Below are 12684 nucleotides of genomic sequence, written 5' to 3' on the forward strand. Positions count from 1 at the left end.
TTGTGTATCTAGGCGTAGCTAAGAGTGTCTCTGGGAGTCTCTAGCAGCACAGTGCACGTTTCGTCCGAGAACCCACTGTAGCGCCCTGAGCGTGTTGGCGTTATGTGTCATCTCTCAGGGAGACACATACAGTTGCGCCGGGCGGTGGCTGTGACCGTGGCGCTGGGCCTTTACTCGAGGCCCAGATCTGCGCTTGACAGTGCGATGAGGTACGGGAGTCCTTCAGCTTCGACGCGTTCTTTTGCGCCGGTGCCACGGTCCATGACGACGGCGACGGCGACGACGTTTGCGCCGGCTTCACGTAGCGCCTCGACTGCAGTGAGGACTGAACCGCCGGTGGTGGAGGTGTCTTCTACTGCGATGACGCGCTTGCCTTTGACGTCTGGGCCTTCGACCCGGCGCCCCATGCCGTGTTCTTTGGCTTGTTTGCGGACAACGAACGCGTCAACGGGGGTGTTCCGTTGAACGGACGCGTGCATGATGGCGGTACCGACTGGGTCTGCGCCCATGGTGAGTCCGCCGGCAGCGTCCAGGTCTTTCCGCAGTCCGTGTTCTTCGAAAAGGTCCAGCATGACGTCGCCGACCAGTGGAGCAGAGCGGTGGTCCAGGGTGATGCGACGGAGGTCGAGGTAGTAGTCAGCTTCTTTGCCGGATGACAGTGTGACTTTGCCGCGCACAACGGCGAGTTCGTCAATGAGGGCAAGGAGCTGTGACTTGGTCTGAGCGATCTGTTCAGGTGTACGTGACGTCATGGTTCCAGTCTACTGACATGCGTGAGGGTGGTGCGTATGGGTGAAGCGCGTCCGGTGAATTGCAAAACCCCGGGCGACGTTAACCATCAAGCCCGGGGTTTTGTCATACTCCCCTCGAGTACCCGGACGCATCCCCATACGTCCGTTGTGTAGCTCCGATCCCCACCGGAACTACGTAGCAAAATTGTATTAGATAATTCAGATCTCAACAAATTTTTCGCGATCATTTTTAGTGATCTTGACCCTACTTTTTTGATGGTCTAGATAAAAGTCGTGTCGTACGGGTACTCACCTGCGCGAATGCCGGTCGCAAAGACTGTCTGAGCCGCCAAAATTCCCCTGGTGCGGACCTTCGTCACCGGGTGCGTTTCCATTGAAAACCACCGCTAAGCGCCCGCAAGAGTGGCCGAGGTGTGACCTGCGAAAGCGCATATAAGACCTGGTAGCCCACCCTGGGCACACTTATGGTCTTACCGGCGCGAGCATCCCGCAAAGCAATCCGGGCGACTTCCGCCGGCTCCATCCACACACAGTCAGGGAATTCACGGCCTACGCCCATGCGTTTATGAAACTCGGTTGAGACGAATCCAGGAAGCACGGCGGTGCACGTGACGGGGGTGCCACGCAGGTCGTGAGCGAGTGATTCGGTAAAGATGGTGGCCGCCGCTTTTTCGGCTGCATAAGTTCCTTGCGTCGTCACCGCGGCCAGAGAAGTGACGTTGACAATGCCGCCACGACCTCGGGCGACCATTTTCTTTGCCGCGTGCCAGCTGAGCGTGCGCACCGCTTCGTTCATGACCATCGACTGGGCGGTGAGTTGGTCCACAGGGGTGTCCAGGGTGGAGGTGCGCACGCCGAACCCGGCGCAGTTGATGAGAACGTCGACCCGGCGGGTTTCCAGTACGTGGACGACTGTGGTGATGCCGAGGTGGGTGGAGAGGTCGGCGGGCAGGGGTTCAGCGTCCAGCTGTTCGAGGTCATTCTGCGTGCGAGCGACCGCGATGACGTCGTAGCCTTCGGCTACGAGCTGGTGGACGAACGCGTGCCCGATTCCGCTGGTGGCGCCGGTGATGAGGGCACGGGGTGGGGAGTCAGTGCGGGGCGGGGTGGTGCGCGACTTGGGTCCTTGGGAAGGCGTGTCCACGGTTTAGACCTCCGAGGTGGTTGTGGGGTGGTCCTTCAACGATATGGTGAGTGGGTGCGAATTGTTACGTGGAATGTGAACTCTGTCAGGGCTCGGGCCGAGCGGATTGGCGCGTTTTTGGACCGGTCGGATGTGGATGTGTTGGCGATCCAGGAGCTGAAGTGTAAGGATGCACAGTTCCCGGCTCATATTTTTGAGGATCGTGGGTACCAGGTGGCGTTCCATGGGCTCAATCAGTGGAATGGGGTGGCTGTGGCCAGCCGCGTGGGGCTCGACGATGTTGAGGTCGGGTTTGAGGGCATACCCGGTTTCGGGGATGACGACCAGGTAGAGGCGCGAGCGATTTCGGCCGTAACCGGCGACGTGCGCACGTATTCGCTGTATGTGCCCAATGGGCGCGAGCTGGACCACCCGCATTATGCGTACAAGTTGGAGTGGTTGGCGCAGTTGCGTAACGAAGCCTTGGCACGGATGGAGCAGGACGTGCCGTTTGTATTGTGTGGGGATTTCAACGTGGCGCCGTTGGATGAGGACGTGTGGGATATGGCCGCGTTTGAGGGCGCCACGCACGTGTCTCAGCCTGAACGCGATGCGTTCAATGGTTTGATTTCTGCCGGTCTGACCGAGGTGACCCGCCAGTTCACGCCTGGCCCTGGCGTGTACACGTTCTGGGATTATCAGCAGCTGCGTTTTCCCAAGAAGCAAGGGATGCGCATTGACTTCCAGCTGGCGTCGACTGAGCTTGCCGAACGTGCGACGGACGCGTTCATCGACCGTGAGGAGCGCAAGGGCAAGGGGGCCTCTGACCACGCCCCAGTGTGGGTGGATTACCAGCTGTAGGCGCTTGCTCCGGTTTTGGTCTAGAGCGAGTCTGATCAGAATGGTGGTGGTTCTTCGCTGGGTTGCCTGGGCGGGTGTCACCGTTGAACACTTCCCCTGCCTCCTGAGCATTCTCAGTTTCAGTGCGGTAGGCGGTTTCGTGTCCGATTGCTTGGTATTCGTTGATGATACCGCTTACACAACGGATGCAAATTCTCCACCACATTCAACCCACCATTTTGGGAATCCTGGTGGTTAAACGGTTCAATATGGTCTTTTTCGCACACCCGGATCCACCCTGACCGGCAACCCGTAGCGCATATCCGAGTCATGACACCAGCTGAGCAGGCTGCCGCCCACGGCTGAGCCGCAGTTGCCATCGCGACAGCGAGCAACGCGGATGACGTCAGTGCCCGTTGCCAAGTCCTCCCGTGAGCCGCGCGTGGAATGCGGTCGTGTACTCGTTCATGCCGACGAACTCGACACTCTTGCCGTGCTGTTCATACTTCGCCTCAATCGCGTCGAGCGCGGCGACAGTCGAGGCGTCCCAGACGTGCGACTTCGTGAGGTCGATGACCACGCGTTCGGGGTCGTCGGCATACTCGAACATTGTGGTGAGATCGTTGCTGGAGGCGAACAGCAGCTGCCCATCGACCGTGTAGTGCGCAACAGGTGCGTCGCCCTGCTCGGTGACCTCGCGACGCACGTCGATGAGATGGGCGACACGGCGCACAAACATCACCGACGCGACGAACACCCCGACGACGACACCAATCGCAAGGTTATGGGTCGCAACGACCACTGCCACCGTAATGACCATGACGGTCGTCTCGGACTTAGGTATCCGCTTCAATGTGGAAGGCTTGATCGAGTGCCAGTCGAATGTGCCGGCCGAGACCATAATCATCACTGCGACCAGTGCCGCCATGGGGATGATCGCCACGACATCTCCGAGAACCACGATGAGCACAAGCAGGAATACACCGGCGAAGAACGTAGAAATGCGGGTGCGGGCTCCGGAGGCCTTTACGTTGATCAATGTTTGCCCGATCATCGCGCAGCCACCCATGCCGCCGAAGAAGCCGGAGACGAGGTTGGCCACACCCTGCCCCCAGGATTCACGGGTCTTGTTCGAGTGCGTATCGGTGATATCGTCAACCAGCTTGGCTGTCATCAGTGACTCCATCAGTCCAACGAGCGCCATAGCAAGCGCGTAGGGAGCGATGATCGTCAGTGTCTCCCACGTGAGCGGCACGTCCGGGATGAACAGCTCGGGCAGGCTGCGTGGCAGCTCTCCTTTGTCTCCCACGGCGGGCACGTTGATGGCGAAGACCACCACGGCAGCGGTGACTAGCACGATCGACACCAGTGGGGCGGGGATCACTTTGGTGATCTTCGGCATGAAGATCATGATCACGAGCCCCACGGCAACGAGTGGATAGACTGCCCAAGGCACGTCGACGAGCTCGGGTACCTGGGCCATGAAGATCAGGATCGCCAGGGCGTTGACGAAGCCGACCATGACACTGCGGGGGATGAACCGCATCAACTTCGCCACCCCGAACACCGCTAGTACGATTTGTAGTACGCCCGCGAGCAACACGGTGGCGATGAGGTAGTCCAGCCCGTACTCACGAACCACAGGAGCAATGACTAGGGCGATCGCTCCTGTCGCCGCGCTGATCATCGCGGGACGTCCACCGACGAATGCGATGGTTACAGCCATAACGAAGGAGGAGAACAATCCGACCTTGGGATCGACTCCTGCAATGATCGAGAAGCTGATTGCCTCGGGGATCAGTGCAAGCGCGACCACAAGGCCGCCCAGGACCTCACGAGCGAGGATCCTTGGCGTCTTCAGCGCGGTTAGCACTGAGGGTTCGGGCTGGTACCGACTCCGGTCATCGGTCGTCATGGCCGCTGTCGTCATGGGGGCTGGCCTCCAAGGCTCTGGGTGGGTCGGATGTGACACACATTGAAGTGTGTGCGCGCGCCCGTCGCCGCCCAGCTCGGGGTCCGGCAGTCGGGAGGATGCCCGGCACAAGGCGCGGGCACGAAGTCAACTCTAACGTAACGTGAGGGTTTGGAGCGAATCGAGAGGGAGTTGCACCATGTCCAGAACCGGGACGATGCACATCGGAGAGCTTGCTGAGCGGACCGGGCTGTCGTTGCGCACGATCCGCCACTACGACGAGATCGGGCTGTTGACGCCTTCCGGGCGCTCTGAAGGTGGTTTCCGCCTCTACACAGAGGGAGACTGTGACAGGCTCATGCTCATCCGCCGGATGAAGCCCCTGGGGTACTCGCTGGAGCAGATGGGCGATCTCCTCCGCGCCCTGGACGGTGCCGACGGAGACAACGCAGCCGCCGAGAGCGCCCGCAGGGAGCTGCACGACTTCCGGGCTGACGCGGAGAAGCGCCGCATGAAGCTCGCCAAGCAACTTGACGCGGCTGACGAGTTCATCGCGCAGTTGATCGAGCATTCTTCGGACTGAGCACGAGCCAGCTCCGATACGCTAGTTGCGCCAGCGTAGAGCGGGTTCGCCAACAGATACCGCACAGCATCGACGGAGAACTCCGACTCGCAGTAGAGGGGGTTGATGGTCACAGCAATCGCCCCCAGCCGAAGAAGTCCTCACACGGCACACTCAGGCACTGGAGCCAGCCGACCTCGGCCGAGGTGACCCGACCAGCCGTCTGCCTCCTCGGCGGACCAGCGCTACCGTAACACTCCCCTACCGTTCGCCTGCGGAAGAGATGAGCAGGCCTTCGCCTGCGAACTCATCCCCGCGGTCCACGGTAACGGTGTCGCCGTCGTGGATGTGTCCGGCCAGGATCTCCTTAGCCAGCTTGTCCCCGATCTCACGCTGCACCAAGCGACGTAGCGGCCTTGCACCGTACGCTGGGTCGTAGCCTTCGAGCGCCAACCATTCACTGGCAGCCGGCGTGACCACAAGCGTCAGGCGACGTTCACTCAAGCGGTTCTGCATCGACGCGATCTGCAGGTCCACGATGTGCGTGAGGTCCTCGGTGCTCAGAGCATCGAACATGACGATGTCGTCCAAGCGGTTGAGGAACTCCGGCTTAAACGCCGCGTTCACTACACCCATGACAGAGTCACGCTTCTGCTTGTCATCCAAATTCTGATCTACAAGGAACTGCGAACCCAAGTTCGACGTCAAAATCAAGATCGTATTGCGGAAGTCCACAGTCCGTCCCTGACCGTCAGTCAAACGCCCGTCGTCGAGCACCTGCAACAGAATGTCGAACACATCGGGGTGAGCCTTCTCCACCTCGTCAAGCAGGACCACCGAATACGGCCGGCGACGCACCGCCTCGGTCAGCTGGCCACCGGTTTCGTAACCCACATACCCCGGAGGCGCACCCACCAGGCGCGACACACTGTGCTTCTCGCCGTACTCACTCATGTCGATACGCACCAGCGCACGCTCGTCATCGAACAGGAAGTCCGCCAGCGACTTGGCAAGCTCCGTCTTACCCACACCTGTGGGTCCCAAGAACAGGAACGAACCCGTGGGCCTGTCGGGGTCTGACACGCCTGCGCGCGAACGGCGGATCGCATCGGACACAGCCTCAACAGCCTTCTTCTGCCCAATGAGACGCTTACCAATCACGTCCTCGGCGTGCAGCAACTTCTCCCGCTCGCCCTGCAACAGACGTCCGGCGGGGATACCCGTCCAGGCGGACACCACCTCGGCGATGTCATCCGAACCCACCTGCTCATTCACCATCCGCTTGCCAGCGCCAGCGGCGTCGTTGCTGGCAGCCTGCTTAGCTTCCTGAGCCTCAGCCTGGGCGATCTCCTTTTCAACCAAAGGGATCTCGCCGTACAGCAGGCGCGAGGCGGTTTCCAGGTCGGTGTCTCGGCGCGCGATCTCAGCCTGGCTACGCAGGTTATCCAGCTTCTTTTTCAACTCACCCACGCGGTTGAGGCCAGCACGCTGCGCCTCCCACGTGGCGTTGAGCCCAGCAAGTTTCTCTTGCTTGTCAGCCAGGTCCTCACGCAGGGCTTCCAGACGTTCCTTCGATGCGTCGTCGGACTCGTTGACCAGGGCCATCTCTTCCATCTTTAAACGGTCGACCGCGCGCTGGAGCTCGTCGATCTCAATGGGAGCAGAGTCGATCTCCATGCGCAGACGGCTCGCAGCCTCATCCACCAGGTCGATCGCCTTATCCGGGAGCTGACGCCCAGTGATGTAGCGGTTGGATAAAGCGGCAGCGGCAACCAAGGCGCCGTCTGAAATGGTCACCTTGTGGTGCGCTTCGTAACGCTCCTTGAGCCCACGCAGAATCGCCACGGTGTCTTCGACGCTTGGCTCACCCACGAACACCTGTTGGAACCGGCGCTCAAGAGCTGGGTCCTTTTCGATGTTTTCGCGGTACTCATCCAGCGTGGTCGCACCCACCAGGCGCAACTCACCACGAGCCAACATGGGCTTGAGCATGTTGCCCGCATCCATCGCAGAATCACCCGTAGCACCGGCACCTACGACCGTGTGGATCTCGTCGATGAACGTCACGATCTGCCCATCGGAAGCCTTGATCTCTTCCAGGACAGCCTTGAGGCGTTCCTCGAACTCACCTCGGTACTTCGCACCCGCGACCATTGCAGACAGGTCAAGGCTGATGAGCGTTTTGTTGCGCAATGACTCAGGCACGTCACCGGCCACAATGCGCTGGGCCAGGCCTTCAACCACCGCGGTTTTACCCACACCGGGTTCACCGATGAGAACCGGGTTGTTCTTGGTCCTGCGCGAAAGCACCTGGACCACGCGCCGAATCTCAGAGTCACGCCCAATCACCGGGTCCAGCTTGCCTTCACGCGCCGCCGCGGTTAAGTCCACACCGAACTTCGCCAGCGACTGGAACGTGTCCTCCGGGTTTTCACTTGTCACTTTCTTGCCCCCACGCACGCTGGGAAGCGCGTCCAACAGCGCTTGGCGGGTGACACCTCGGCCGGTTAAAACACGACCCATTTCACCGGTGCCTTGGGTTGCCGCCAGCAACAGGTGTTCCGTGGAGACGAACTGGTCGCCCTGGCCCTGCATTTCGCGCTCAGCGTTGTTGATGAGCTGCAGACCCTGGCGGCTGAGCTGCGGCTGGCTCACGGTCGAGCCTGACAGCGACGGCAGTGCCGCTGACAAGGCTGCGGCTTCGCGGGCGATTTCGGCTGGGTCGGCACCAAGGGCGGTGACGAGCGCACCCGCGATACTGTCTTTCTGTTCGAGGAGGGCGCTGACCAGGTGCGATGGTTCAACCTGGTTGTTGCCACGGTTGACCGCATCCTTAATGGCAGCGGACAGAGCCTCCTGCGAACGCGAGGTAAATTTAGCGTCCATAAGATTCCTTTCACACTTCTAAGCTTCAGAGTTTGAGCTTCTGAAATCTTCAACACTCTCAGGGTTGAGTCTATTCCGCTCAACTTTGAAAATCGGGTGAAAAAGTGCGTGAAGTTGTGCGAGAAAATCGCTTTCGATGGGCCCTTGGCTGTGTGTGCGTGCAACGTCAGCAACCGAAGGCGATAACCTAAAGAGCGAGTACACGAGAAAGAGGTTTCATGTCCATTGTGGTCACCGGCGCTTCAGGTTTTGTGGGTGGCGCGGTTGCGCGTTCGCTAGCAAAAAGTGGGCACCAAGTTATCAGCCTGAGTCGCACGTGCCCGGACTTCGCTGAGCCTCTGACCGGCGACATTGGACTGCCTAACACTCGCAAGCGTCCCGGCGTATGGCACCTTGATTGGGATATTCGCAACCCCGCGCCCGAGGTGGTTAAAGAACGCGCGGACGCCGCCCAGGCGGTCGTCCACACTGCCGGTTGCATGAACGACTGGATGACCTCGAGTTATGCCCACGCCGTGAATGTGACGGGCACCCGCAATGTGCTTGACGCGTTTCCGAACACTCACTTCATCCACTTTTCGTGCGCTCTTGTTTATGACCCGCAGGTGGATCTGGACGGCGCGTACGAGGAGTCCGCGTTGGTGACGGCGGGGCGGTACACCTCGGAGTTGGAGCGGTCGCTGGTGGAGGCCGAGCGGGTGGTTCACCGCGTGCGCCCCGACGCTGTCATTTTGCGCCCCGGCCCCATTTACGGCGCTGGCGACAGGAACACCATGCCGTACATCCTGAAGCGGGTCGAAAATGGGGTGCTGCCTTTGCCGGCCGGAGGTAAGAAGCGGATTACGCTGTGCCACATCGACAACGCGGTTGCCGCCGTTGAGGCGGCAATCAAGAACCCCCACATCAACGGGCCTATCAACGTGGGTGACCCCGAGCCGTATGTACTGCAGAAGGCCATCAACACGATCCTGGCCCGCTCCGAGTCGCACAACATTGTGAAGTTCGAGGAAATGCCTGCTGACCTGAGCAAGCTCAAGGCCTGGTGGTGGGAGCACAAGGCCAAAATGGCTGGCGGTGCTAAAAAGATTGAGAAAGCGATGGCTCGTCAGAATCCCGAGGTGTTGAAGAAGGCGCGCGCGAAGGCTCGGCCGTTGCTGACCCGGTTTGCAGTGCGGCAGTTGGTGCATGACCGCACTTTGAATCTTTCACGTTTGAACACTTTGCTGGGCGTGCACCCGGTGCAGGGTTTGGCGCCTCGCACGGGTGAGCTGCCCGAAGACCACGAGTAGTGGAGCGGGTGCGGCGCTGGGCCTGACGCATTTGCTCTACACGCATACACTCATAGTCATCACGAAGGAGTGGATCTGATGAGCATGAAAACGGACTACGACGTGGTCGCCCACCGTGGAGGCGACCTATGGGTTTTTACGATTCCGTCCCTCAGCGCTACAGGACAGGCGACCAGCCTCTCAGCTGTTACAGACGAGGCTCGAGGCATCATCGAAGCGTGGACAGAGGACGGTCCCGCATACGAAGACATTACTGTCAACGTTCAAATTGACCGAGCCCAAGAAGCTCGTACGGCCACGGCGCCAGACGGCGGAAAGTGAGCGAAACGACACGTTATATTGCGCAGTTTCGCTCACTTTGCGCAGTTTCACCCCAGGATCGAACGAATCCACGCGCTCGAATCGTCAAAACTCGACGCCGTGGTCGTTGAGTCGACCTCAACCGGGATACCGTCGGCTGCAGGGTACGAACCCAAGAACTGCAGCTTGCGCACCATCCGGTGAACGCCAGCCAAGGACTCCGCAACTCGCGGCTCCTGCACGTGACCGGAAATATCGATCGAGAACTTGTACAACCCGAGCCCGTCACCAGTTGGCCGCGACTCAATGCGCGACAAGTTCACACGCCGGGCCGAAAACTGCTCTAGCAACCCCAGCAGCGAACCCGCTTTATCGGTCGCCAACGTGGCTACGATCGTGGTTTTGTCCGCCCCCGTGGGAGTAGGCAACTGCGGGTTCGGTTTAACCAGGATGAACCGGGTCATTGCGTTCTTCGCTGTCCCGATATCCTCCGCCAGAACCTCCAAGCCATACGTCTGAGCCGCCAGCTCAGGGCACACCGCAGCGTGGAACGGCGCTTCACCCGCCCCTAACTGCTTAGCCGCAGCAGCGGTCGACGGCGCAGGCATGAACTGGGCATCCGGCAGGTGCGCACCCGTCCATTCGCGGGTCTGCGCCTCGGCGTGCGGGTGCGTGCCAAACGCTTGCACGTCGGCAAGCGCAGTCCCCGGTCGCACCGCCAGCACGAACCGCACGGGCACCACGGTTTCAGCCACGATACGCGCATGCCCCACACGCATCAGCGCATCAAGGGTCGCGGGCACGCCACCTTCGAGCGAGTTCTCAATGGGCATGACCGCTGCATCGTACACACCACTGGCTATCCCGTCGAGCGCCACGTTGGCGCTGATGACAGGCACGCGCTCAATCTGCCCGCGCCCTTCAGCGTCACCACCGCCGTCAGCGACAGTCCCAGCACCACCGGCCCACACATCCCCCGATTCGATCAGCTGCAGCAGGGCTGCCTCAGTAAACGTTGCGGCCGGGCCCAGATAAGCAACCTTCATTAGCGGATGGTCAGCTGGCGCGACACCACACCGGACTTCGCGCGACGCTGCTCTGGAGTCAGCGACCCGGTCTCTTCCATGGCCGCGTGGAGCTTCTTCGCGAAGTCACCCAGCACCGCGTCGACGTCGTCAGGAGTCTGGTTCTCGTTCAGTTCCCACACAGGGATCACGATTCCGTGGGCGCGGAAGCACCCCAGGTACTTGCCCAGCCCGCCGAGGTTGTTCTCACCTGCCGCGTGCAGGCGCGCCAGTCCGTCCATGACGGTGTCTTCTGGTTCGGTGAACGCCCACCGCACGTAGCAGCGGCCGGCCATTTCGGTCCAGTAGCAGCCTTCCGCAGCCACGAGTTTTTCGGTGGGGCTGATGCGCTGGTTGGCCTGCTCAAGGCCCTCGCGCAGCTGCTCTTCGCTGAACGCGGAGTCTTCTGGCAGGTCCACTTCTTCTGGCAACCAGTAGTCGAACGTTTCTTTAACCGTGACTTTGAACGGCACCGAGGTGTCAAGAATGTCTTGCAGGCGCGGCCCCTCACCTGGGTTGGAGTTGGGTTCGGCGTATGCGCCCGGACCTTGTTCCTTGACCTTAAGGATCGCCGCGGCGAGGTCGCGCGATGGGTCGGGGGAACTGTGTGGGGTTTGCAGTCCGGCCATGAGCACGCCGTCTTGGCGGTTCATGGCTTGCCATGCAGCGGGCAGAAGGGTGGCGAAGGTGACGTCGTCACCACCGTATTCTTCTGTCAGTTTGGCGGTTGCGGTTGCAGCTGGGACCAGTTCGCGCAGGCTCACCAGGTCGGTTTCAAACGGCAGGCCTTCGAACGGGCGTGGAACGAACGCAGCGGCCTGTTGGCGCGCCAGGCGCTTGGCAATGACATCAGCTGTTGACTTCTTGGACTTTTTTCCCATGGGCCTAGTCTAAGCAAAGACCGCCAGCCCCACACATTGCGCTTACGCTACGCGCCTCCAATGCACGCCAACGCGAGCGTTACTGGCCGCGGGCTTCAACAGAACTTTGGGCGATTTCTTTCAGTCCGTATTCTGCTTTCCAGCCGAGGTCTTGCCTAGCTGCGGTGACGTCTGCCACCAGGCGTGCGGGGTCACCTTGGCGACGGTCGCCAACCACCGCGTCGATGGGACGTCCCAGCGCATCGGAAAGTGCGGCGATGACTTCACGCACGCTGGACCCGTTGCCGGTTCCCACGTTGTAGACCGACTGCGGGTTGGACCCCGCTTCGAGCGCATCGAGCGCGACCACGTGTGCTTCAGCCAGATCTTTGACGTGGATGTAGTCGCGGATGCATGTTCCATCATCTGTGGGGTAGTCGTCCCCAAAGATCACGGACTGTTCCCCGTTTTCTACTTGGTTAAGAACAATGGGGATGAGATTTTGAACGGCAGTGTCGGCGAGTTCCGGCCAGCCTGCACCTGCCACGTTGAAGTAGCGGAGTTTGATCGCCCGCAGGTCGGATATCGCGGCAACATCGTCGATCATCCATTCGCCAATGAGCTTGGTTTCACCGTATGGATTGGAGGGGTGTTGTCCCACGTTTTCTTCTGCCAGCAGGAGCCGGTCCTGCATTCCGTACACCAGGGCAGATGAAGAGAAAACCAACCTATTGACGTCATGAGCCACAAGTGCTTCGAGCAGGTTGGCCAGTCCGGCCACGTTGTTGCGGTAGTACTTGAGTGGCTTTTCGACTGACTCCCCCGCCATTTTTTTAGCGGCGAAATGCACAACAGAGTCAACGTTGTAGCGCTTGATGACCTCGCCCAACTGTTCAGGTGCCGTGTGGGACGATACGTCGATCCGTTCAAGTGGCAACCCCTCGATTCGTGAGGCGATTCCGTTGGACATGTCGTCCACAACCACTACGGAGTCGCCTCGTTCGTGTAGCAGTCGCACAACGTGGGATCCGATATATCCGGCGCCACCGGTGACCATTACTGTCATGGAGTTTTCCTCTGTGAGTCGACGTATTCG

11 protein-coding genes are annotated in these 12684 nt (G+C 60.3%); 4 read left to right on the forward strand and 7 right to left on the reverse strand.

What is annotated here, in order from left to right; genetic code table 11:
• Nucleotides 1–170 precede the first annotated feature (170 nt).
• Together pyrE and JOE56_RS04675 are read right to left on the reverse strand one after the other, a co-directional pair.
• Complete coding sequence (pyrE, locus tag JOE56_RS04670; RefSeq protein WP_204515045.1) at nt 171–752, reverse strand: orotate phosphoribosyltransferase; 582 nt, start codon at nt 750–752, stop codon at nt 171–173.
• Between the two features lie 355 nt (nt 753–1107).
• Nucleotides 1108–1896, reverse strand: a complete 789-nt coding sequence (locus JOE56_RS04675) for an SDR family NAD(P)-dependent oxidoreductase (RefSeq protein ID WP_204515046.1) — start codon at nt 1894–1896, stop codon at nt 1108–1110.
• Nucleotides 1897–1950: 54 nt separating this feature from the next.
• Here JOE56_RS04675 and JOE56_RS04680 point away from each other — a divergent pair, with 54 nt between their 5' ends.
• A complete protein-coding gene (locus tag JOE56_RS04680) occupies nt 1951–2736 on the forward strand; it encodes an exodeoxyribonuclease III (RefSeq protein WP_204515047.1) in 786 nt (261 codons plus the stop codon).
• 385 nt (nt 2737–3121) lie between these two features.
• Here JOE56_RS04680 and JOE56_RS04685 read toward each other — a convergent pair whose 3' ends face one another.
• Nucleotides 3122–4645 (reverse strand): SulP family inorganic anion transporter, encoded by a 1524-nt coding sequence (locus tag JOE56_RS04685; RefSeq protein ID WP_204515048.1) that lies wholly within the window; start codon nt 4643–4645, stop codon nt 3122–3124.
• 181 nt (nt 4646–4826) lie between these two features.
• Between JOE56_RS04685 and JOE56_RS04690 the strand changes: the two genes are divergently transcribed.
• Complete coding sequence (locus tag JOE56_RS04690; RefSeq protein WP_204515049.1) at nt 4827–5210, forward strand: MerR family transcriptional regulator; 384 nt, start codon at nt 4827–4829, stop codon at nt 5208–5210.
• Between the two features lie 240 nt (nt 5211–5450).
• On the opposite strand, the gene clpB is transcribed toward JOE56_RS04690, so the two are convergent.
• Nucleotides 5451–8075, reverse strand: coding sequence for an ATP-dependent chaperone ClpB (gene clpB, locus JOE56_RS04695; RefSeq protein WP_204515050.1), 2625 nt, complete (start codon nt 8073–8075; stop codon nt 5451–5453).
• Between the two features lie 218 nt (nt 8076–8293).
• Here clpB and JOE56_RS04700 point away from each other — a divergent pair, with 218 nt between their 5' ends.
• On the forward strand, nt 8294–9364 hold the full coding sequence (locus JOE56_RS04700; RefSeq protein ID WP_204515051.1) for an NAD-dependent epimerase/dehydratase family protein: 1071 nt from the start codon (nt 8294–8296) through the stop codon (nt 9362–9364).
• 78 nt (nt 9365–9442) lie between these two features.
• Nucleotides 9443–9685 (forward strand): hypothetical protein, encoded by a 243-nt coding sequence (locus JOE56_RS04705; protein WP_204515052.1) that lies wholly within the window; start codon nt 9443–9445, stop codon nt 9683–9685.
• A gap of 47 nt (nt 9686–9732) precedes the next feature.
• Here the strand turns inward: JOE56_RS04705 and pheA are convergent, their stop codons facing one another.
• The 3 genes from pheA to galE form a co-directional block, all read right to left on the reverse strand.
• On the reverse strand, nt 9733–10710 hold the full coding sequence (gene pheA / locus JOE56_RS04710) for a prephenate dehydratase (RefSeq protein ID WP_204515053.1): 978 nt from the start codon (nt 10708–10710) through the stop codon (nt 9733–9735).
• Nucleotides 10710–11609: a DUF5926 family protein gene (locus tag JOE56_RS04715; RefSeq protein WP_204515054.1), complete on the reverse strand. Its 900-nt coding sequence runs from the start codon at nt 11607–11609 to the stop codon at nt 10710–10712. Before JOE56_RS04715 ends, pheA begins: the two co-directional genes overlap by 1 nt.
• 79 nt (nt 11610–11688) lie before the next feature.
• Nucleotides 11689–12654, reverse strand: a complete 966-nt coding sequence (gene galE / locus JOE56_RS04720) for a UDP-glucose 4-epimerase GalE (protein WP_204515055.1) — start codon at nt 12652–12654, stop codon at nt 11689–11691.
• Nucleotides 12655–12684 lie beyond the last annotated feature (30 nt).

Source organism: Brevibacterium paucivorans (genome assembly GCF_016907735.1).
In the GTDB taxonomy this organism is placed as follows: Bacteria; Actinomycetota; Actinomycetes; order Actinomycetales; family Brevibacteriaceae; genus Brevibacterium; species Brevibacterium paucivorans.

What these genes read in the sequence shown, in the direction of transcription:
- JOE56_RS04685 (WP_204515048.1), bottom strand. Translation starts at nt 4,645, where the DNA reads ATGACGACAGCGGCCATGACGACCGATGACCGGAGTCGGTACCAGCCC.
- JOE56_RS04705 (WP_204515052.1), top strand. Translation starts at nt 9,443, where the DNA reads ATGAGCATGAAAACGGACTACGACGTGGTCGCCCACCGTGGAGGCGAC.
- clpB (WP_204515050.1), bottom strand. Translation starts at nt 8,075, where the DNA reads ATGGACGCTAAATTTACCTCGCGTTCGCAGGAGGCTCTGTCCGCTGCC.
- pheA (WP_204515053.1), bottom strand. Translation starts at nt 10,710, where the DNA reads ATGAAGGTTGCTTATCTGGGCCCGGCCGCAACGTTTACTGAGGCAGCC.
- galE (WP_204515055.1), bottom strand. Translation starts at nt 12,654, where the DNA reads ATGACAGTAATGGTCACCGGTGGCGCCGGATATATCGGATCCCACGTT.
- JOE56_RS04715 (WP_204515054.1), bottom strand. Translation starts at nt 11,609, where the DNA reads ATGGGAAAAAAGTCCAAGAAGTCAACAGCTGATGTCATTGCCAAGCGC.
- pyrE (WP_204515045.1), bottom strand. Translation starts at nt 752, where the DNA reads ATGACGTCACGTACACCTGAACAGATCGCTCAGACCAAGTCACAGCTC.
- JOE56_RS04690 (WP_204515049.1), top strand. Translation starts at nt 4,827, where the DNA reads ATGTCCAGAACCGGGACGATGCACATCGGAGAGCTTGCTGAGCGGACC.
- JOE56_RS04700 (WP_204515051.1), top strand. Translation starts at nt 8,294, where the DNA reads ATGTCCATTGTGGTCACCGGCGCTTCAGGTTTTGTGGGTGGCGCGGTT.